Genomic DNA, 21,364 nt, shown 5'->3' with positions numbered 1-21,364 from the left:
TTATATCATGGTCAAACGTATGCGCAAATACAGCTGATAAATTACCATTAACTTTGCACATCCTCCGAAGGAGCCTCAAGGGAGTTCTTTGAACCTTCGGGCAAAAAATTTAATTTCTACCACACTATGAGTATTTTAGAACTCCAGTCGAAAGAGTTTGCAAAAAGGCATATTGGGCCTAACGAGTCTGAAACCCAGAAAATGTTACATGAGACGGGTTTTAGCGATTTAGACAGCTTAATTGAGAAAACAGTGCCCTCGGGTATCCGAATGAAAAATGCGCTTCGCATCCCCAGGGCCATGAGTGAGCATGAATATCTGAGGCATATTAAGAATGTGTCTCTTAAAAACAAGATATTTAAGAACTATATTGGTCAGGGCTATTATGGTACCATTACCCCTTCGGTTATTTTACGTAATATTTTTGAAAATCCAGGTTGGTATACGCAGTATACTCCTTACCAGGCAGAGATCTCGCAGGGACGATTAGAGAGCTTGCTGAACTACCAGACTTTGGTGAGTGATCTGACCGGTTTGCCCCTGGCAAATGCTTCTCTTTTAGATGAAGCTACTGCTGCTGCCGAGGCCATGGCTATGTTTTTTAACTTAAAAAACAGGCAGGATCATGTTGAAAGACCCCGTTTTTTCCTGGATGCAGCAACTTTTCCTCAAACAAAAGACGTAATTTATACAAGGGCTATTCCATTCGGTATTGAAGTAGTTGAAGGTGATTATAAGTCGGCTAACATTGACGAAACCTATTTTGGCGCATTGGTACAATATCCGAATAATGTAGGTAGCATAGAGGATTATAGTGTTTTTATAGGCAATGTTCAGCAGGCGGGTGGGCACGTAGCAATGGCAACAGACCTGCTGGCGCTTAGTGTCTTAACTTCTCCCGGAGAATTAGGCGCTGATGTGGCAATTGGTTCTGCGCAAAGATTGGGTGTTCCATTAGGATATGGCGGCCCACATGCAGCTTTTATGGCGGCAAAAGACGATTTTAAACGCGTACTGCCAGGTCGTATCATTGGTGTGAGTGTGGATGCGCAGGGTAACAGGGCGCTACGCATGGCCTTACAAACCCGTGAGCAGCATATTAAAAGAGAAAAAGCGACTTCAAATATTTGTACGGCACAGGCATTATTAGCCAACATGGCTGCTATGTATGCAGTTTATCATGGTCCGCAAGGATTGAAAGCTATAGCTGAAAGAATTGCTATCTATGCTCAAACTGTAGCCGCTGAAATAGAAGCGCGCGGTTTTGAGCTGGTTAGTGAATACTTTTTTGATACCATTGTGGTAAAGGCTTCCGACGTGGCTGCTATCAGGCAGAAGGCAGAAGCGCAAAAGATCAATTTCCGCTATATCGGTGAAGATTTGATTGGTATTTCGATTGATGAAACCGTTATTGTAGAAGATCTGTTTGATATTATCAACTGCTTTGAAAATGATACCGACCCGGTGGCGTTTGATATTAATGCGGATGCAGGTACTTATCGCTTGCCTGAATCTTTGATCCGTAAGTCATCTTACCTGACGCATGCGGTGTTTAACACGCATCATAGCGAAAGCCAGATGATGCGGTACATCAAATACCTGGAGAACAAAGATCTTTCTTTAAATACTTCCATGATATCACTGGGTAGCTGTACCATGAAATTGAATGCAGCAACACAGATGATGCCATTAAGCTGGTCGCATTGGGGCAGTATTCACCCTTTCGTTCCTGTAGAGCAGGCAGGTGGTTATAAAGAGTTAGTTGATAATCTTGGTAAATATTTATGTGAAATCACTGCTTTTGATGCTTGCAGCCTGCAGCCTAATAGCGGCGCGCAGGGCGAATATGCAGGATTGCTTACTATTAAGGCATACCATGAAGCACAGGGTAATCCACACAGAAATGTAATGCTGATACCTATTTCGGCGCATGGTACCAACCCTGCTTCTGCGGTTATGGCGGGTATGAAAGTGGTGGTAGTAAAAGCGCTGGAGAATGGGTATATTGATGTAGCCGATCTGAAGGCAAAAGCCGCACAACATGCGGAGAACCTGGCGGGTATCATGATCACTTACCCAAGTACCTATGGTGTTTACGAAGAAACGGTAAAGAGATTAACCAGATCGTTCACGATCATGGCGGACAAGTTTATATGGACGGCGCCAATATGAATGCGCAGGTAGGTTTAACAGCTCCCGGCCTGATTGGTGCAGATGTGTGTCACCTCAATCTCCACAAAACCTTTGCTATTCCACATGGTGGTGGTGGTCCTGGCATGGGCCCTATTTGTGTAAAGGCGCACCTGGCTCAATATTTACCTGGTCACGTTTTCCAGGATGCCAACGGTTTGCAACATGCGGTATCTGCTGCGCCTTATGGTTCAGCATCTATTTTGCTGATCTCTTATGCCTATATTATGATGCTGGGAGGCGACGGCGTGAAATCGGCTACAGAATATGCCATACTGAATGCTAACTACATGCGTTCCAGGCTGGGCAAGCACTACGATATTTTGTATACAAACGATAACGGACTTTGTGCGCATGAATTTATAGTGGATCTGAGGCCATTTAAAAAAACAGCCCAAATTGAAGCAGAAGATGTGGCGAAACGCTTGATGGATTATGGTTTTCATGCGCCTACTATGAGCTTCCCTGTACCGGGCACTATTATGATAGAACCTACCGAAAGCGAGGATAAAGCAGAATTAGATCGCTTTTGCGATGCGATGATCAGCATCAGGGAGGAAATTAAAGCTATAGAGGATGGAATAGCGGATGTTAAGGACAACGCTTTAAAAATGCACCTCATACGCAGCAGGTAGTTACTGCAAACGAATGGAACCATGGCTATAGCCGCCAGGACGCGGCATTTCCGTTGCATTATGTTACGCTTAATAAGTTCTGGCCATCTGTGGCAAGGGTAAACAATACGGTAGGGGATAGAAACCTTATTTGCACCTGCGAGCCTACAGAAATGTATGCAGAGGCTTAGTTTACAAACTATTAAATAACTTAAAAGCCAGGTTGGATATAAATCTAACCTGGCTTTTTTTATGGAGAAGAAAAAATGCTTTTTTCTTTCCTTCAATGGAGATGGTGAAGGCTTTGTTCGTTTCGTTAAAAAAGAAGTTTACAATATCGGCATTGGAGGTTTTAAACTCTAATGCTGCCCCCGACGAAGTATTGTATTGCAAATAATTATAAAGGTCTTCCTTGGTCTTACTGCTGTTGTTTACCCCACCATCCGCATCTATCGCATAAAATTTTGCCAGCGGATATTTGGCGCTCAGTAATTCATCAAAATAATGAAAGGTATTCTTGTAAGTACCATGAGTGCCAATGGTTGCTTTGATTTCTATTTTTGTAATGATGTCGTTTTCTTCTGATAGTTCGCATACAAAATTCGGATTAGGAGATTCCCTGTCTAAAACGGGTACTGTAGCCTTTTTGTGGCCCATAGAATCTGTAATAACAATATTGGTATTTGCAAATGCAGACTGAAGCGTATAATATTTCTTACCGATAAATCCTACCAATTGGTCAATGTCCAGTTTAAGAGGTTCTTTTTGTTCGGGAGTCAGGTCTGTTTTGCCACACGAAGCAAGCATTACAATTACTGCAACAAGTGATAGCAAATTTTTCATCTGGTTTTGTTTGGGGTGTATAAGAAAGTTAATTTGAGATTGCAAGGCAAATGTAACACTACAATAGCGTATTAGGCTCAATTTAACATATCAATTTTTGCTCCAAACGCACGCTTGCTGGCTTTTAACTTTTCGTTGGCTTAAAAAAATAAAAACCTCGATTTTTATTTAATTTTATTAAAGTGGTTTTTAATGAATTAAAAAAGTAGTGTCATTGTAATATGGTTTTACAATTGAAAAGTAAAAATGACGGCATAATTTTCGCTATAATTAATGCTTTCTAAACCGTCTCATAAGGAGAGTATGCATTAATGACAACTGGAGGGTTAACAGACTCAGATTTATCGAAGGCAGCTGCTGTGATAAGTTGCGAAATAGCAATAATTAAGACTATCATCGAAGTGGAAGGTAGCCGTGAGGGATTTCTATCTACCTATGAGCCTTTGCTTTGGTTTCATAAAGATGTTTTTCGCGTCGGACGCAAGGAGCTTACGATAAGGTAGCTCCGGATATTTCTCATCCGGAACCGGGAGATTTTGGCCCTGTATCCAGCCAGCATGAAAGATTGCATAAAGCTGCCTGGCTCAACCGTAATGCAGCGTTGATGTCTGCCAGCTGGGGTAGGTTTCAGGTGATGGGATACAATTATGCCCTGGCGGGATATTATTCCCTGCAGGATTTTGTAAGTGCTATGTATAAAAGCGAAGGTGAACACTTGTTAGCATTTGTTCAATATCTTAAAAATCTTTCGATGGACGAAGATTTACGCAGTAAGGACTGGGAGTCTTTTGCCTTTAAGTACAAAAGTCCTGAAGACCGGTCCGATTATGTTCAAAAGCTGAAATTGACTTTCGAAAAATATACAGAATAAATTCCCGACCTTTTTCATCAGATCATTTCAAACTCCCACACGGTACGGTAAGTGCCATATTGTTCAACATACTGCAAAAACGACTCGTAAAATGGGTCGGCGCCAATTGTGGCACTATCCCCTATAACAATAAGCGCATCCTTTGCCCGTGTGATTGCTACATTCATCCTGCGGTAATCCTTCAAAAAACCTATCTCGCAGTCATCGTTACTTCTTACCAGCGATAATACAATAACCGATTTTTCCTGTCCCTGGAAGCTATCAATGGTACTAACGCGCATGGTTTTAGGCAGCTTGTCTTTGGCCATTAAAACCTGGCCGGCGTAAGGAGATATAAAAGCCGAGCTTTCGGCGACAAAGTCACCGTTTTGAAGCAGTTGCTGCAATATTCAGTTCACCTTCGTTTTGAAGACTGCTTCCATCAGGTCCTTTGCTCTCATTAAAGCCGGAACCTGCGGTATCAATAAAAGTAAGGTGAGTACCTTGGTTAACCAAATGGGATGCGGATAGTAATAGTCCCTTATAAAAGTATTCGCTGCTGAACCCGGCAATAACGGGTTTCATACGGTACTGCGTATTCAACAGGTGTACTACGGGAGCAGTTTCAATGGCGATTTCTAAGATCGAACGGTTAAATCCCGCTTTCTGGGCAGCATTACTTAAAACTGTTGGAGGTAGTTGGAGGTGATCTCCGGCCAATACAATTTTAGGCGCTAAAGGAAATACGCACCAGGCGAGGGGTTCAATGCATTGTCCCGCTTCATCCACAATAAGGTGTTGAAAGGTTATTGTGCCCAGGCCTGCATCGTGTAAGCCAATAGGTGTGCCTGCAATTACCTGGGCTTCTGTAAACAGTTTTTCCTCGTTGTAGTGTTGCAATTGCTTTATTTCATTCCTGATATTTTTAACCTCTTTAAATAAAAGACTTCGCTGCTCTCTTTCGGCTTTTCCAAAGGTTCGTTTGTACTTTAAAGCCATTCGTCTGAATTCTTCGGCTCTCAGCTTTAGCTGGCGGATATCTTTCTGAACCTTGCTATTGCTCAGCCGGCCTTCGGGCGTATGCATGAAAATAGCTTCATCAGTTTTACTGGCATTGCCCACTCTCAATAACTGTATGCCTTTCTGAAGCAGTCCCTTGCAAATATTGTCAACCGCTGCATTGCTGGGGGCGGTAACCAATACTTTCTCTCCCCTTTTTGCCAGCTGCTGCACGGCTTCTATTAGAGTAGTGGTCTTGCCGGTTCCGGGAGGTCCATGCACAATGGTCAGCTCCTGGTTTTCTGTTATGGCCGATACAGCTTGCTGCTGGCTATTATTTAAATTTTTATTGAAGAATGCGAGTGGGACATTGTACGCGGGCGTAGCTGAGTTGGAGCTGGTGTCGCCATGTAGCTCTTCAAACAATTGGAAAAGATGCTTGTTTTTTTCAAGGCCCGTTAATGCCTCTTTCATGATGCTGTTGGTGCGGGTATCAGGCGCCAGTTTAAGTCCTACACCTTCGTCTTCGATCCAATCCGGAAAGTCCGGGGCGAATAATCTGAATTCCCCGGTTTTGCCTTCGAGGCTCATCATAATTCCTTTAACGGGTTCTTCTCCCTGTTTAAAACATTCGATAGCGGCGCCATCCCGAAACATATTCGTAGTGCCGGGGTAGGGAAGGCGGAAACTGATCTCGGGGTAGTCGGCATATCCAAAACTCTTACGGGTTACCGAAATAGGATGTAAGGCCAATCCCTCAGCTTTTAATGCTCTTACAGTATGTGCCTGGCTGAGCTGGTAACGTTCGGTTTGTTCTTTTTCTTCGAGATTAATGCAGCGGATTAAATGTTGTATGTGAGGATGCATGAAATAAAATGATTATTGCCTGAATGCTGCAAATTAAAATCATTTCGTGCACTTCTTTCTAAAGCCTGCTGTTTATCTTCCTACTACCGGAAATTGTGATACGCGCAACCTCGTGCAGCCATAAGGGATCAGCTCAATCGTCTCTTCGGGCTGTTTGGGTACATTTTCGTTGTAAATGACGCTGAAGGGCAGGGGACCCGCCATTTCATTATACAATCCCCATTCAGGTATACGCCTGGCCCGGGTAGTAAGTGTGAGAGGGGTATTTGTGCTGGTCCACGGGTAGTTAGTAATAGAGGGAGCTTTTGTGATAGTAAACTGTTCACTAAACTCTTTGTCAGACCTACTGATCAGTCCAAAATTCCAGGGCGTGGTTGGCCTTATCTCTACATAACTCTTTCCATAGTTTTCAGGGTCTTTCTTATTCTGTACGAGCGCTTGTTTTTCTCCAATTTTTAATGCATATACCAATGGACCTCGTTCTACCGAGACAGAATTTTCATGCCAGGTATTTTTATAAATATGCATGGGCAAATGAATGGTTACCACATCACCATTTTTCCATTGACGGTTGATTTTAAAAATTTCACCAGCCGACGCAATTCCGTGATCGGCATCGTTTACTTTAATGGTTGCCGTGGTGCACCATTGGGGAATGCGCAGATCCAAGGGAAATACTATATTTTTTCTTTTTTATCCATTGTCACAGTAAAGTGTATTGTTTCTTCAAACGGGTAGTTGGTGGTTTCTTTAATAGTTACTTTTTGATTATTGCCACCGTTGCGGTCACTTCGCTGGCCGAATAGACCAAAGCTGCCAAGCCCTTGTCAGGCGTGCTGTACCAGAGGTTTTGTACAAATTTTGGCCAGCCCCGGTGCATGTTGGAAGTACAGCAGGGGTAACCTGTTAGCAACCCGTAGCAGATGTCTGTGCCATTATGGTTTACCTCAAAGTTGCGGTTATGCCGGGTGATCATTACCTGGTTGGCCTGCTGAAAGTATTGATGCAGCATATAATCTTCGGTTGTTTGGCTGGGTAATGCGTTAAAAGCAATACGCTCCAGCTGGTCGGCGTAATCCACATCGCCCGATATTTGCAATGCAGCTTCCAGTGAAAACATCATTTCTACAGCGGAGCATAGTTCTGCACCCTGTGTAGGGCTGTTTCCGTGCAACGCTTCATCGCCACCGTAAAGACCGTTTACTGTGCCGTTAAATTTTTCAGATCGGCAAGTCCCTTCTTAAAAGCTTCCGCATATTTAGGGTCCTGGTTTTGCTGGTAATAGATCATGGGCGATTTAAAGCCCTGAGCCAGGTTGACGCCATGTATACTACCAGTTCGGCTTAACAGATCACTATAGAGAAAGGCAGTGGTAAAATCAAAGGTTTGCCGGTGGAGCAGGTTGGCTAAATCCAGCAGAAAGCTGTCCCCGGTTATATTGTAGAGCCAATAAACTACCATTAAATTGTCTGCCGCACGAAACCTTGCCCAGAAGGTCCAGTTGTCAAGCGGTTTTAAAGGGAGTTCTTTTAGCTGGTATTTAAAATAGTTGGTAAACAGCTTTACAATACGTTCATCAGCTGTGGCCATATAATACTGTTTGAGCACTTTGAGCATTACCATTTTGGGCCACCAGTCGCGGCTATTATTACGTTGTACACCATGTTCGTGGGGGTAATCTTTGGCCGGACCAAAATAGCCATCGGGCTGTTGGCTTTTAATTGCCCATTCGACCCAGGGCTTAACTTTAGCAATCAGTTCTTTATCCTTAAGAATATAAGCCAGGGGCAATAATCCGTCTATCCAGTAAGGCCCACGTTCCCATTGATCACCGTCTCCGCCAAGCCATCCATTGCGTTTACCCATAACAAGTGGATACAATTCATCCAGCTTTCCGGTAGCACCATTCTTTTGGCGTACCAGCATTTCTCTTAACCAGCCCTGTGGCTGAATGGCACCGATAGGTAGTTCGCGATAGACATCTTGTTTTAGCGGAGCTCTGGGAGCAATGATTTGAGGTTGTGCTTTAACGCAAACTGAGGTTAATAAAAGCAGCAAAGCAATATTGAATCTCATCTGTATTCTTTAAGGGTTTTAAAGCAATTTTTGGGCAACATAACCTATTCTTTGGGTGTTGTTTCGCAGCGTTAATTTAACCAACTGCAGGTAAAATACCTGTTAATGGAAATTAAACCGTTGCCAACTGCAATGATTTTTTAATTTATTTGAAAAATACCTACATTTGCAACCCTTCTGATAATATTAGAAGCCTGAGCGGGACGTAGCTCAGCCCGGTAGAGTACACGTCTGGGGGCGTGTGGTCGCAAGTTCGAATCTTGTCGTCCCGACAATAATACGGTGTAATTAATTTTTAAATAAATTGGTTGCACCGTATTTTTTTATACCAGTGTCTTCAAGTCTTTTTGAGTTATTGTAGGGGCTATTTTATTAGAGCAATCTTACCTCAAAAATGTACAATCATTCCCTCCCTTGCCTTATCTTCGCACCTTAATGAACATTATCATTAAGAAGGCAAGAATTACAGACCCCACATCGCCTCACAACGGTCAAATTGCTGATATACATATTGCCAGCGGCAAAATAGTCTCAATTGGTAAAGATATTGTAGCAAAAGGTGCTAAAATAATTGACACTCCGGGTGTGCATGTTTCACCAGGATGGATTGACCTGTTTGCCGATTTTGCCGATCCGGGGTATGAGTTCCGCGAAACCCTTGAAACGGGAGCTGCTGCGGCGGTAGCAGGTGGCTATACCGATGTTTGTGTAGTACCCAATACCCAACCAGCCCTGGATCAAAAGTCGGTGGTAGAATATGTAGTGCAGAAGGCTAAACAATTGCCGGTAAGTATTCATCCACTGGGCAGCATCACCCGAGGTGTGGAGGGAAAGGACCTGGCAGAAATGTACGATATGAAGCTGAGTGGCGCCGTAGCTTTTAGCGATGGTAAAACTCCTTTACAATCTGCCGGTATACTGGTTAAAGCACTTCAGTACGTGAAATCTTTTGATGGTGTTTTGATACAAGTGCCGGATGATAAAAGCATCAGTCCTAACGGGCTGATGAATGAGGGGATCACTTCTACAAAAATGGGATTGCCCGGACGTCCTGAAATTGCCGAGGAAATTGCGGTAGCTGCTAATGTGAAGCTGGCGGCCTATGCGGAGTCTAATCTGCATTTAACTGGCATCAGTACCGAAGGTTCCCTGAAACTGATCAAAGACGCCAAGCAGAAAAAAGTGGCGGTGACCTGTTCGGTAACACCTTATAATCTTGTTTTTTGCGATGAAGATATTACCACTTACGATTCTAACCTGAAGGTGAATCCGCCTTTGAGAAGTAAAAAAGACAGGAAGGCACTACAAAAAGCAGTAACTGAAGGTTTGATTGATTGCCTGGCGTCTCACCATATTCCGCAGGATACAGATCATAAGGTAGTAGAGTTTGAATATGCCAAAAATGGTATGATCAGCCTGCAAACCACTTATGCTGCAGCAAACACGCATTTGCCGGAGGTTTCGCAGGATCGCTGGGTGGAGCTACTGGCTATTAATGCCAGGCGCATTTTAAATATACCGGTACCCACTATTGCCGAAGGTAATGAAGCATCGGTTACCTTGTTTTTGCCTAAGCAGGAATGGGTGTTGGAGTTGAAAGATATTGCCTCTAAAAGCAAGAATACGCCGTTTATCGGGCAACAGTTCACCGGTAAACCCCTGGGTATTTATCATAAAAGCAAGCTTACATTAAATAATTAATCATTGAAATTAACATCTACAATAAAGGGGCTGATTACAGGACTTTTAATGGTTGGAATAACTTTGGCGTTGACTGACGATTCTGGAGGGGAACTATCCGCAATCAAATTTGTCGCAGTGGCGATTTATGGAATTGGTATTGTATGGAGTATTGTTTCATTTGGATTAAAAAATAAAACTGGCGGATTTAAAGACTATTTCAATCAGGGTTTTCGTTGTTTTGTGATGGCCACATTAGTACTTGCCATTTATTGTTTTGTCTTCTGGAAAATAAATCCTGTGTTGATGGAACAAAATATTCAGGCCACAAAAGCCGAGCGAATAAAAACCGCGAAGGACAGGACCATGGCCGAAATAGAGCAGGAAGCGGTACAAACCAGGAAATATTATATACCTTTTCAGGTTTCGGGAGTTGTATTTTCTAATTTGTTAGTGGGAGTTATGGTTACATTCGCCACCTCAGGATTACTATATTTGCGCAACAAAAACTCGTAATGGATATTTCAGTTGTCATACCTCTTTTAAATGAGGAAGAATCTTTGCCAGAGTTGTCCGAATGGATCGACCGCGTAATGCGTGATAACAACTTCAGTTACGAGGTGATTTTTGTGGACGATGGTAGTACAGATAGTTCCTGGAACGTAATACAGGAACTGCGTGCCAAAAATGATAGCATTAAAGGCATTAAGTTTCAGCGGAACTACGGGAAATCTGCTGCCTTAAACGAGGCTTTCCGGGCTTCGCAGGGAGATGTGGTCATTACGATGGATGCAGACTTGCAGGATAGTCCTGATGAGATTCCCGAATTGAGAAGGATGATCGTAGAAGATAAATACGACCTTGTGAGTGGCTGGAAGAAAGTTCGTTACGATAACACGCTGACCAAAAATATCCCCTCCAAATTTTTTAACGCGGTAACCAGTAAGGTTTCTAAAATAAAGCTGCACGATTTTAACTGCGGACTTAAATCTTATAATAAAAAGGTAGTTAAAAGCATAGAAGTGTATGGCGAAATGCATCGCTATATACCGGTAATTGCCAAGTGGGCCGGGTTTAGAAAGATTGGCGAAAAAGTGGTGGAGCATCGAAAACGTAAATATGGTGTAACCAAATTTGGCTGGGACCGTTTCATCAACGGCTTTCTCGATCTGATGTCGATTACTTTTGTAGGGAAGTTCTCTAAAAACCTATGCACTTTTTTGGTTTATGGGGAATGATCTTTTTTTAATAGGCATTTTAACGTCGTTGTTTTTAATAGTATCCAAGGTCATTGATCCTGAGTATGCTATCACTAACCGGCCAACTTTCTATATTGCTTTAACGACGATTATTATTGGAATGCAGCTGTTCCTGGCAGGTTTCCTGAGCGAATTAGTATCCCGTAATGCAGCTGGCCGTAATGCTTACCTTGTTGAAGAAAAAGCAGGCCTGAGCTGATCGGCGGAATCGTAAAATATAACGTTATCCGGCCGGAAGGAGATCGTAAAAATACTTGTGGCTGCAAAAAAATCCTGTCTTTTATTCCGGTGAAATAGTATAACTTTAAAGGGATTCTTAATACAATAAACCATTGTCCTTCATGAGTATCTTTAAACCTGCACTTTTAGGTTGCCTTTTGTTTTGCAGCCATATCGTATCGGCCCAACTGAGGGCCAAAGAAGGAAAAGGCTACTTCAATATCACCAATATTGCCGAGCCTCAATATCTTCAATCTGTTGATTCGTCTGAGCTGGCATTTGGCGATGCATACATCAAAACTGTGGGGTTTGCTGCCAGCACTATTAATGGCGTTTTTCTGAATCCGCATTTATCGATTGGCCTGGGTGTGGGAGTACAATTTACCCGTTACAAAGCACATCGTAATGCTGCAACTCCGGATAGCAGTTTTGCACCCGGATATTTTGAAGACGGACATAGCATGACAGCCTTACCCATTTTTGCTGATTTCAGGTATTATCCTAATGGAACGAGAAACAGCTTAATGCTCATATTGGACGTCGGTTATGCACCCTTACTGAATATCAAAAATGATTTCGATAAAATGTACCTGGATGGCGGCGCTTTAGTTAAACTGGGGGCAGCCTATCGTATTCCATTGAGCGAAACCATTTCCTTTTTACCCTCCCTTAATTTCAATGCCCAGCGGTTTGGAGAAAATACCAGTATTGGGGCCAATGTAGGACTGGGTTTTATGTTTTAGTTTATGCCCTCCCTCTTTGTATACGCTGCGGTTAAGTGACTAGATAGGCATAGTATTAACCGCTGTGAAAAAGAGAAGCAGAGACTTCGCAGAGTGATTAAGTAAGCTATATTATTTTATATTACTGGATCAAAAATCGAGCAATCTCCGCGTATCCTTCGCGTATTCAAGTCTTTGCGGTTTTAAAAAAGAGAACAGGCATGTGATCTGCCTTATTCAGAAAGTCGTTTGCGCAATTGCTCGGCTTTTTGCCGATTAACCAGAACGAGAGCGCCAGTAGCGCAAAAAATAATCCCTTATTGGTATGGTCCCAGAAGTACTCAAAATAGCGGGTGTAAATATTAAGGAGGAAAAACACGATGGCGATATCCCTTAAAGTATCATCTTTCTGCTTAATAGCGTAAACCAAAACGCCAATCAAAACCAGGGTATAGGCTATTGCCCACATAAATAGCTTCCCCTGTTTAATGGCAGACCACACATCATAACTTAAATTACCGGATACGGACAGAAACAGCGCCGATAGCAGCAGGAAGATCCAACTGGCATACCAGGAAAGGTTAAAATATCTTTTGGTTGAAGCATGACGTTTAGTTAATAGCGTCAGGCATACCATCAACATACCAAAGAGGGCCATTCTTAGAGGATAGTTCATGCCAATAAAATAAGCATGCGCAGGAGCTGAAGACCATGCATAGGTTTGCGTAGCCCAGCTGCTAATGAGCGCCAGCAACATGCAGGTCCATAGTATTTTGGAATTGAGATACACTGCCAGCGAACCATACAATAGCGCTGCGATAAATATGCCAATACCATAATAATAGTAGGTAGGCTGAAAGCTCCTGGTAAAATAGGCCACAGATATGCCCAGGGTTAATGCTACTAAAACGGTAAAGCTTTCATTAGCGAGGGATGCATAAGCGTATTTTCTTTTTCTTCTTTTGGCGATCCAGGTAAGCAATACGGCCACGCCACCAAATAGGAAGCCAATAAATATTTCAGAGAAAGCGAATAGCTTCCGGAGCCTTTCTATCCATTTTTCATCGAGTACGAGAGCGCCGAACGCCAGCAGTGCGCAGGATACCGCTGCGATGGTAGCATAAAAAGCTACTGAATCGAATTCATTGCGGTAAGAAGAAATTGATTTCCTGAGCTGCTCAGCCTTAGACGGGTCCAGCAAATCGTCTTTTTGCCATTGATTAACGGCTTCTTCCAATAACCTCGCTTCTTTTTTATTAACACGCATAAGTTGTAACTACAAAATACAGTTTTACAGTGATAAATACTACAATGAATCATCTTACTTATCATAAAAACTGCGCTAGAATACATAGCTATGGACGCCGCTTTGGGCTCTATAAAGTTACCTGAAGGTTTATCCCCTATTTATGTGATACAGAGGGGCTGCGTCGCTTTGGAAAATGATCTAACTTAGGTTTAGGTAAAAGAGGTCTTCATTTATAGCGTTGGATAAGACATCAAATTATACTTTAAACTGTTCACATGAAACGTAGCATAAAAACTTTTGGGTGAAATTTATACCTGTTGTAGGAAAGTCTTTACGCGAGGTAACATGTGGCTCAACTCAAATAAAAGCATACACGTGAAACTCGTTATTTTATTAGCTATAACCAGTTTTATGTGTGCCTGTACTGCTAAAAAGCAGGATGATCAATATGCGGAGCGTATACATGTTTCAAAGCAATATGTTGTAGATGTCGATTCTCTTGTCAGTGTTGCAAAGCCCGATGATATGACAGAAGTTTTGATTACATACGATCCCAATGTAAAGGGTATTAAAAAGTACCAGGGGATACAACTGGGAGTGCAGCTAAAGCGCATATTGAAGCAGCGGAACCTTGATGCAGGAAAGTTTGATATGGTGTTTGTTTGCAAAGATGGGTACGCGCCGGTAAGGCATGTTACTGAGCTATCAGGCAGGCAGGATGGATATATTGTATTTAAAGACCTGGCGGCCCCCGCATCGCAGAACTGGACTCCAGCAATGGAAGGAGCCTTTAGTCCTTATTACTTAGTGTGGACAACCGACAGTGTCCATGCAGGTGAATTACCCTGGCCTTACGGATTGGTCAGTATTAAACTGGTTGAAAAAGACAGTATGCTGTTTAGTGGCTTGTCTAAAAATAAGGCTTCGTTTGCAGGATATCATTTGTTTCGGAAACATTGTTTTAGTTGCCATTCCATCAACAAAACCGGTGGACAGGTGGGACCTGAAATGAACTGGCCCAGGAATATAACAGAGTATTGGACAGATGACAATATAAGGCATTATGTAAAAGAACCGAAAAGTTTCAGGTATAATGCGCACATGCCTGCAATGAGGCAGGTTAATGATCTGGATATAGATGCTATTATTCAATACTTGCATTATATGAAGAAGCATAAATACAAGGAATAGTAATGTGCTGTCGATTCTAAACCCCAAAGTATGAGCGAAGTATTCAATACTGAACGAACACCACCCGAACAGTTTTCTATTGACTGGGATGATATTTATTACGATATCAAAACTCAGAAGGCGATCCTGGTTTTAGGACCCGGCTTCCTGGTTCAAAATGAACAGACCGCGAAGCAATTATTATATGGGGAGTTGAAAAATAAGCCGGATAACGGTATTCTTCATTTCAATCCCGATAACGAGATTTTCTTGTTCGAGAGCCAGTATCACAAAACCAAGGCGCAGCGATTTGCCAGTACTTTTTATGAAAAAATAAAAGCAGATGCTACCATTTTAAAATGCATTGCCGAGCTGCCTTTTCCTTTGGTTATTAATACGAACCCTGATACCACATTGATGGCTGGCTACCAGAGCGCATCAAAAAAGCCGCAGTTCGATTATTTTACCGGCAGGGCCAGTAAAAGCCCGGTAGAGCTGGCCAAGCCGGATAAAGACAATCCTATTTTGTACAACCTGTTCGGCTCGTCTCAGCCGGAAGCATTGGAGTCAATTATCCTGGATTTTGAAGATATGTTTACCCATTTAAAAGCGCTGTTTGAAAATACCAAACAGGTGCCGGATGCTTTTAATACTGTATTAAGAGAAGCCGATACTTATATTTTTATCGGCTTCAGAATGGAGAAATTAAGAACGCAATTGTTGATGCGTTATATCAATACCAAAACACACGATTTTGATAACAGGGATAAGAACTATACAGCTAAATCTTCTTTTGATGATGCCGATTCAGAATCGTTCTTCAGAAAGCAGTTCAATATAAAATACTATGGAGCGCCGGTTGAATTTCTAAACGAAATTCATAAGCTGTACTTTGCTTCACGCCAGATTGATGAAGCAGTAGCCACTATTATCAAGCCGTTTAAAGAAGCGGCTAAAGATTATATTAAGCAAAATGATTTTAGTAAAGCTTTTACCCTACTGGAGAATAATATTTTCGATAACGATCAGAAAAATCAATTGATCGCCTGCCAGATGCGTTACTCTAAATACAGCCTGGATGTAAAAAACGGAACAGAATATAAAATGAACCTGGATGTTGAGCTAAACAGGATCACTATGGCTTTACTGGAACTGATTGATTGTATACCACCCGATAAAGGTTAATTTATGGAAAAACTATACCGTTATCCGGGAGTAAGGCCTTTTACGCGGAGTGAAAAAATATTTACTTCGGCAGGGAGCAGGATGCTCAAAAACTATTCGATCTGTTGATGCTCGAAAAGATCGTAGTGCTTTTGCTAAATCGGGAAGGGGTAAAAGTTCACTTATTAATGCGGCCATTGTTCCGTTGCTCGATGATACAGATAATCCTAAATATAGTTATACACCTGTTGAAATAAGATTAAGCGAAGTAAAGGGCGATGTTTCCTCCCCATAGAAAAAATTATATCCAGGTTAAAAGAGATAGCGCGGTGCCGGAACATCCCCATCCTGTATTAGACAGGTTTGTGTATCCTTACAGGTTATGGCATCATTTTAAAAAGATACAGCTAACCCAACCTCGCAAATTCCTGCTGATATTTGATCAGTTTGAAGAATTTTTTAATAACCCGCCTTCCGTTCAGGAGCGCTTTAAAAAAGAGCTTGCTGAGTTATTGTATACAACAGTGCCCAATGTGATAAGGGAACATATTGATCAGCTCACGCACGAGGAGTATGATATACTATCGGAGCCTGTGGATGTACATGTGTTATTTTCAATACGGTCTGATCGCTTAAGTAGTATGCATTCCTTAACAGATGTGTTGCCTCATTTACTCAAAAATCGTTTTGAAATTCGCAGCTTGTCCGTAGAGCAGGCGCGGCAGGCGATTATAAAGCCTGCTGCCATTGAAAGCCCCGCTTTTGCTACTCATTCTTTTACTTACGATGAGGAAGCGCTGCAGGCAATTCTCTCCCAGTTTTCTTCTGCTGCTGATGGACAAGAGGTTAGTGTAGAACCCTTTCATCTGCAGATCATTTGCCAGGCTTGCGAGGTGAAGATTGAGCAGAAATTGCTGCACCATGAAAAAGACCTGGAAGTAAACCGTTCAGATCTTCCTTCTTTTGATAACCTGTACGGTGACTATTATAAAAGACAGATTGAGAAATTACCCTTGCACTTAAGAGATAAGGCGCAACAATTATTGGAGAATAACCTGATACATGAAGTAGGCGGATCTAATGAGTATCGTCGAATACCGGTAGATAAAGATGTTTTACTGAGCGAGCTGGTTAATATCAGTGCTCCGCCCGAAATATTAGATATGCTGGAACAGGCTTTCCTCATAAGGCGCGAGCAAAATTCTGTCGGGGGCTATAGTTACGAGATCGCGCATGATACCATACTGGATCCCATTGTTAATATAAAAAAGCAAAAACAGCAAAGAGATAACGAGCGAAAAATGGCTCAGCTGATTATGGAAAAAAGGCGGATCGAACGTGAACGCATCTATGGTCGCACTACACTGGCTTTGCTGGTAGTGTTGCTTTTGTCACTGCTGGCTTATTTTAACTGGGAAACCCTGTATTTCAGTTACCGGATAGCCGTGGATGAGGATACAAAACCCATCATCAGGAAGCCCGAAAAGCTGGCTTTTATTGCCGATAAGTTAAAAGATGAGGTGATGAAAAGTGCCCGTCAGATCAATTTAACCAATGATATTAATAGCTGGGAAGCTTCCCAGTTAATGGCAGCCCTTTACGGGGTCGATGGATTTGATGGTAATGGAATTATAAAAAAGCAGTATTTGAATCAAGCCCAAAAAACACTGAATAAAAACAGTTGCTGCTGGCGTGAAATGGTAGATATTGATGATATAAGGGCTACCAGCTGGATCATCAGCACCAATGGCATTTTAGGATTGACCAATCGCTTTTCCTGCTCCACAGTTCATTTTTTATTGACTCAACAGGACAGCAGCGGCGCCTGGCCTATGTTTATATTACCCCCGGCCGTAAAAAATTACAGTGCTACTTATGCCACCGCCCATGCACTAAGAGCTTTGTATAATTCCTTACCCAATATCAAAGACAGCAGCTTTGCCCGGCAGATCCATTCAGCTATCGGGCGTGGTGTTCAATGGTTGCAACTGACTATTGCGGATAAGCACAGTTCCCGTTGGAGCGATTATGAGCAAAAAGAAGGTGAGTATGAAAGTCTGGCAGTATCTAAAAGTCTTTCGGGGCTTACTTTGCATACGCTGAATATTTTAAGCAGGAGTAACGATACCCTGAACCGTAACTGGCTTAAAAGTCTTGAGACAGCTGATGCTTCCGTCGATATTAACCTTCGGGAACGAAGCGATAAAGGATTTAAAACAGAAAATACAGCTGTAGCTTTTACCGATGCTACGCGCCACCTGGTAATACCGTGGCAATTGATCGCCACCGCAGACGCTTACAACAGCGGAAGTTTTTCTGAAAAATTAAAGGCCAATAAATGGATTGATGTGGTGGTTGAAAACCTGGATGCCGACAAAATTGCAAAAACCGATCGGTTTGCAAAAGCAGAAGTGTTGATAGCGCTTCGTTACCTGCTGGAAGAACAGTATCATTTTAAATAATAAGAAATGAAAAAGAACTGGACGGCGCAAGGGATCTCGTAAAACAAGGGAATTTAAAAGCAGCCCTGGCGATACTTTTACCTGCTACCGAACATGATGCTGAAGTCAATGGTCAGTTGATGACACATGCGGCTCGTTTAAGCGATCTGTCAAAAAAGAAAGCATGGGCATGGTGAGTTTTGAGAATGCCAACCTTACCCGAAATCAAATAGCTTATGCATTGATTGAATTGTTGGGTAATATGCAGTCGGAAGTCAAAGAGCAGCAAAAAAGAGTTTTTATTTCCTACAATCATAAAGATGTGGCTACTGCTAGCCGTGTTAGGGAGCTCCTGGTTAAAGCAGGGGTGGAAGTGACCATAGACAGCGAGGCAATGGGAGCGGGTGATAACATTAAGGCGTTTATTGAAAAAGTGTGAGAGATACAGAAACAACACTTTCTATTGTATCCGTGAATAGCTTGCTCTCCGCATGGGTGGCTATGGAAACATTGAATACATTCGGGTTGCAATTGGGGCCTGTTGCTAAAAAGTTTATACCCTGCTATATTCAGCCTGATTTTTTTGATATCGGTTTTACCGATAAGGCGCAGCTACAGCTGGATGAAAAAATTACGTCACTGGCAGCCCTTATTGAGGGGCGTCTAAAAAAGGGGGAGGATAGCCTCGATGTTAACGATGAATACAGTCGCCTGATCAAATTACGCAATTCATTGGGCGAGATTGTCGGCCGCTTAAGAAATAGTCTCTGTATCGATATCAGCAATGAAAAGCTGGAAGCCAATATGCCGAAGATCATTCAAAAAATAAAGGAGTAAGCTTTCAACAGGCTTACTCCGCGTGTACAAAACCAAAACCAATAATATTACAGTTGCCGGTGAGCTATTTTTCAAAAGGGCGGCTGCTTTCAAAAGGTATATTTCTTACACCACTTAAATAGTAATTAGGGGTTTGATTAGAGGGCATCAGCTTTAAGACTTCTCTAAGTAATTGCGCATAGTTGCCTGTGAACTTTCCTTTCTTGTATACCTTCAGCATTTTTTCTGTGAACAGCCCATTTTTGTCGCCATCCAGTGATGTCTGGTTATCCTGGCATCCGGAAAGTAAAATGACGGCAGCTTTGATATTGCTTTTTCCCGCAGCTACATTTGATGAAGATGCATTGTTGTATAAACTTTTATGTTTGGCGAAGATCTTTGGTCCGTTCTTGATAAGTCTGGTTCGCAAGGTTTCCAGGGAGTCGTCCAAGGTTCCGTCACTCTTAATGGCTCTTGATACGGTTCCGCTATGGCAACTGTCAGAGATCATGAAAATACGCACACCCGTTTTGAATTTGCTCCAGTATTGAGCCAGCTCATCGTCCAATATCATCCGGTCATATAAACACCAGGTTTCATCTTTCCCATCCAGCTCATCTTTATTGGTGTCGGGTACATAAGCGCCATGTCCCGAGTAAGTGATAAAGAAGATATCTCCTTTTTTAATTTCTTAGCGGCAGCAGTAAGATGGCCGGTTATATTATCATAAGTGCCCGCTTCATCTATCAGTATATAAGATTCATCATACTGTTTTTGTTTGGCTATCGCCAGCATGTCTTTGGCATCATTAATACAGCCTGCGAGCGGGTAATCGCTTCCGTAATGTTTTTTATCAATTTTGTTTAAACCAATATGCAGGGAGATAGAGTAGGACATAGCAGAGGATTTATGAATGATGAATAATGAGTGACAAATGTGAATAGTTAATAGGGAGAGATGTGATTATATAGTCGATTTTTCCCGGTTTGAATAAGCACGTGTCAAATACCGATTTCAAAATGCATCCAGTCGTAATCTTTTTCAGGCCCGTAACCTACAAAGCCGTTCCGGTAAAAATATCGATCATGGGTTTGTATTCCGGTCGGGCAAAGCGAGCCGTTGTATGGTCTTCTCTCAATAAATTACGGTCAGGATCCAGGTCAATAGCTATGGCCCAGGAATGGCGGCTCCACCGGGTGCTGCTTCCCCGCATTTTTCTCAGATTGTAAAGACCCCCATAATAATCAATATGCAGTTCCCTGAGTTTTTGTTGACCGTAGGTTGAGAGCAACTCTTTCAACACATTGGCTAAAGGCTGGGCAATTTTTTTATGACAGGTAAGTTTTTGTACCAATATGTTTTTATCCCACGCAATTACCAGTGGAAACGGCGAAATGATTTGGGTGAAATTGTTGGTATTGCCGGGTGTGCCGTAAATGGCCAGCACTTCATTATCGGTCATAATCCTTCTACCTCCACGATTGCCAGGTGTTAAAGACCTGGTTTTGGGCAGTATAGGTATTTTTTGATAGAAATGGTTGCATCAATGGATGATGGCGACAATGCCGGTGTTTTGGATTTAGACATTTTTAGGTTGTTTTGAGTGTAGAGATGCATCAGCAAGTTATTCAAACAAACAGGAGAATGCAAATGAGGACTATCGCTAAAATGGGGTAGTTGTTAAAAATAGACAGCTGCTTACGTATTCTTAACCCAAAAACACCGGGCGAAGGCTGTAAATCCGCTAAGGATGGTATATTTGCAGCCCGTAAAAGGGCATTTCAAATTCTAAATTGCAAATATTTCATGTTTCGTACGCATACCTGTGGTGAGTTAAGAGCCGCCGACGTAAATCAAGAAGTTACCCTGGCTGGCTGGGTACAAACTGTTCGTAAATTCGGAAGTATCACTTTTGTTGACCTGAGAGACCGGTATGGTATTACCCAGTTGCTGTTTTCTGAAGCATTAAATGCACAATTGGATGAAAATCCTTTGGGACGTGAATTTGTGCTGCAGGCAACAGGTAAAGTAAACGAACGCAGTAATAAGAATAAAAATATTCCTACAGGTGATGTAGAGCTGCTGGTAGAAAGCTTTACCATTCTGAATAAAAGCGTTACACCACCTTTTACTATACAGGACGATACCGATGGGGAGATGATCTGCGCATGAAATACCGTTACCTTGATCTGCGTCGTAATGCGG

23 protein-coding genes, 1 tRNA gene and 1 pseudogene are annotated in these 21,364 nt (G+C 42.3%); 16 read left to right on the top strand and 9 right to left on the bottom strand.

The annotated features are described in order from the left end of the window. The first annotated feature begins 126 nt into the window (after positions 1-126). Together gcvP and MKP07_RS34000 are read left to right on the top strand one after the other, a co-directional pair. Positions 127-2,172 (top strand): aminomethyl-transferring glycine dehydrogenase, encoded by a 2,046-nt coding sequence (gene gcvP / locus MKP07_RS34005; protein ID WP_240852488.1) that lies wholly within the window; start codon positions 127-129, stop codon positions 2,170-2,172. After that, positions 2,154-2,825 carry an aminomethyl-transferring glycine dehydrogenase gene (locus MKP07_RS34000; RefSeq protein WP_240852487.1) on the top strand — a complete coding sequence of 224 codons (672 nt, stop codon included), beginning with the start codon at positions 2,154-2,156 and terminating at the stop codon, positions 2,823-2,825. Before gcvP ends, MKP07_RS34000 begins: the two co-directional genes overlap by 19 nt. Positions 2,826-2,996: 171 nt before the next feature. Here the strand turns inward: MKP07_RS34000 and MKP07_RS33995 are convergent, their stop codons facing one another. Beyond that, positions 2,997-3,647, bottom strand: coding sequence for a hypothetical protein (locus tag MKP07_RS33995; protein WP_240852486.1), 651 nt, complete (start codon positions 3,645-3,647; stop codon positions 2,997-2,999). Positions 3,648-4,158: 511 nt separating this feature from the next. Here MKP07_RS33995 and MKP07_RS33990 point away from each other — a divergent pair. Further along, complete coding sequence (locus MKP07_RS33990; protein WP_240852768.1) at positions 4,159-4,518, top strand: N-acetylmuramidase domain-containing protein; 360 nt, start codon at positions 4,159-4,161, stop codon at positions 4,516-4,518. A 17-nt stretch (positions 4,519-4,535) separates the two neighbouring features. On the opposite strand, the pseudogene MKP07_RS41720 reads toward MKP07_RS33990, so the two are convergent. The 4 genes and pseudogenes from MKP07_RS41720 to MKP07_RS40465 form a co-directional block, all read right to left on the bottom strand. After that, a pseudogene (locus MKP07_RS41720) lies at positions 4,536-5,970 on the bottom strand (AAA domain-containing protein). 465 nt (positions 5,971-6,435) lie between these two features. Then, positions 6,436-7,044, bottom strand: a complete 609-nt coding sequence (locus tag MKP07_RS40475; RefSeq protein ID WP_317236236.1) for a beta-L-arabinofuranosidase domain-containing protein — start codon at positions 7,042-7,044, stop codon at positions 6,436-6,438. 76 nt (positions 7,045-7,120) lie between these two features. Continuing rightward, entirely contained in the window at positions 7,121-7,537 is a 417-nt protein-coding gene (locus MKP07_RS40470) for a glycoside hydrolase family 127 protein (protein ID WP_262920129.1), read from the bottom strand. Between the two features lie 26 nt (positions 7,538-7,563). Continuing rightward, positions 7,564-8,439: a glycoside hydrolase family 127 protein gene (locus tag MKP07_RS40465; RefSeq protein ID WP_262920128.1), complete on the bottom strand. Its 876-nt coding sequence runs from the start codon at positions 8,437-8,439 to the stop codon at positions 7,564-7,566. 199 nt (positions 8,440-8,638) lie between these two features. Between MKP07_RS40465 and MKP07_RS33975 the strand changes: the two genes are divergently transcribed. From MKP07_RS33975 to MKP07_RS33950, 6 genes are all read left to right on the top strand, one after another. After that, positions 8,639-8,711: transfer RNA gene (locus MKP07_RS33975), tRNA-OTHER, on the top strand. Positions 8,712-8,874: 163 nt separating this feature from the next. Further along, entirely contained in the window at positions 8,875-10,140 is a 1,266-nt protein-coding gene (locus MKP07_RS33970) for a dihydroorotase (protein WP_240852485.1), read from the top strand. Positions 10,141-10,143: 3 nt separating this feature from the next. Continuing rightward, on the top strand, positions 10,144-10,635 hold the full coding sequence (locus MKP07_RS33965; protein WP_240852484.1) for a DUF4199 family protein: 492 nt from the start codon (positions 10,144-10,146) through the stop codon (positions 10,633-10,635). Further along, positions 10,635-11,357: a glycosyltransferase family 2 protein gene (locus MKP07_RS33960; protein WP_240852483.1), complete on the top strand. Its 723-nt coding sequence runs from the start codon at positions 10,635-10,637 to the stop codon at positions 11,355-11,357. The genes MKP07_RS33965 and MKP07_RS33960 overlap by 1 nt, the downstream gene beginning before the upstream one ends. Continuing rightward, complete coding sequence (locus MKP07_RS33955; RefSeq protein WP_240852482.1) at positions 11,347-11,577, top strand: hypothetical protein; 231 nt, start codon at positions 11,347-11,349, stop codon at positions 11,575-11,577. Before MKP07_RS33960 ends, MKP07_RS33955 begins: the two co-directional genes overlap by 11 nt. Positions 11,578-11,719: 142 nt before the next feature. Then, positions 11,720-12,340: a hypothetical protein gene (locus MKP07_RS33950; RefSeq protein ID WP_240852481.1), complete on the top strand. Its 621-nt coding sequence runs from the start codon at positions 11,720-11,722 to the stop codon at positions 12,338-12,340. Between the two features lie 166 nt (positions 12,341-12,506). Here MKP07_RS33950 and MKP07_RS33945 read toward each other — a convergent pair whose 3' ends face one another. Continuing rightward, the gene (locus MKP07_RS33945; RefSeq protein WP_240852480.1) at positions 12,507-13,586 is read right to left on the bottom strand and encodes a DUF2157 domain-containing protein; all 1,080 of its coding nucleotides are present in this window, start codon (positions 13,584-13,586) and stop codon (positions 12,507-12,509) included. A gap of 357 nt (positions 13,587-13,943) precedes the next feature. Here MKP07_RS33945 and MKP07_RS41715 point away from each other — a divergent pair, with 357 nt between their 5' ends. The 6 genes from MKP07_RS41715 to MKP07_RS33915 all read left to right on the top strand — a co-directional run bounded on the left by MKP07_RS41715 (position 13,944) and on the right by MKP07_RS33915 (position 19,180). Next, positions 13,944-14,759 (top strand): c-type cytochrome, encoded by an 816-nt coding sequence (locus MKP07_RS41715; RefSeq protein ID WP_240852479.1) that lies wholly within the window; start codon positions 13,944-13,946, stop codon positions 14,757-14,759. Between the two features lie 30 nt (positions 14,760-14,789). Continuing rightward, positions 14,790-15,923 (top strand): hypothetical protein, encoded by a 1,134-nt coding sequence (locus MKP07_RS33935; protein ID WP_240852478.1) that lies wholly within the window; start codon positions 14,790-14,792, stop codon positions 15,921-15,923. A gap of 49 nt (positions 15,924-15,972) precedes the next feature. Continuing rightward, the gene (locus MKP07_RS33930; protein ID WP_240852477.1) at positions 15,973-16,197 is read left to right on the top strand and encodes a hypothetical protein; all 225 of its coding nucleotides are present in this window, start codon (positions 15,973-15,975) and stop codon (positions 16,195-16,197) included. A 34-nt stretch (positions 16,198-16,231) separates the two neighbouring features. Continuing rightward, entirely contained in the window at positions 16,232-18,364 is a 2,133-nt protein-coding gene (locus MKP07_RS33925; protein ID WP_240852476.1) for an nSTAND1 domain-containing NTPase, read from the top strand. 163 nt (positions 18,365-18,527) lie between these two features. After that, positions 18,528-18,782: a TIR domain-containing protein gene (locus MKP07_RS33920; protein WP_240852475.1), complete on the top strand. Its 255-nt coding sequence runs from the start codon at positions 18,528-18,530 to the stop codon at positions 18,780-18,782. Next, entirely contained in the window at positions 18,779-19,180 is a 402-nt protein-coding gene (locus MKP07_RS33915; RefSeq protein ID WP_240852474.1) for a hypothetical protein, read from the top strand. The genes MKP07_RS33920 and MKP07_RS33915 overlap by 4 nt, the downstream gene beginning before the upstream one ends. Before the next feature lie 64 nt (positions 19,181-19,244). Here MKP07_RS33915 and MKP07_RS33910 read toward each other — a convergent pair whose 3' ends face one another. The 3 genes from MKP07_RS33910 to MKP07_RS33900 form a co-directional block, all read right to left on the bottom strand. Then, positions 19,245-19,823 (bottom strand): caspase family protein, encoded by a 579-nt coding sequence (locus MKP07_RS33910; protein WP_240852767.1) that lies wholly within the window; start codon positions 19,821-19,823, stop codon positions 19,245-19,247. After that, on the bottom strand, positions 19,730-20,056 hold the full coding sequence (locus tag MKP07_RS33905; RefSeq protein ID WP_240852473.1) for a hypothetical protein: 327 nt from the start codon (positions 20,054-20,056) through the stop codon (positions 19,730-19,732). Before MKP07_RS33905 ends, MKP07_RS33910 begins: the two co-directional genes overlap by 94 nt. A gap of 157 nt (positions 20,057-20,213) precedes the next feature. Continuing rightward, a complete protein-coding gene (locus tag MKP07_RS33900; protein WP_240852472.1) occupies positions 20,214-20,621 on the bottom strand; it encodes a M15 family metallopeptidase in 408 nt (135 codons plus the stop codon). 344 nt (positions 20,622-20,965) lie between these two features. Here MKP07_RS33900 and MKP07_RS33895 point away from each other — a divergent pair, with 344 nt between their 5' ends. Continuing rightward, positions 20,966-21,331 carry an OB-fold nucleic acid binding domain-containing protein gene (locus tag MKP07_RS33895; RefSeq protein WP_240852471.1) on the top strand — a complete coding sequence of 122 codons (366 nt, stop codon included), beginning with the start codon at positions 20,966-20,968 and terminating at the stop codon, positions 21,329-21,331. The last annotated feature ends 33 nt before the right edge of the window (positions 21,332-21,364 follow it).

The organism is Paraniabella hibiscisoli (assembly GCF_022512515.1).
Lineage (GTDB): Bacteria > Bacteroidota > Bacteroidia > Chitinophagales > Chitinophagaceae > Niabella > Niabella hibiscisoli.
Note: the sequence above shows the minus strand (reverse complement) of the source record. Positions and strands in the feature narration are given on the sequence as shown.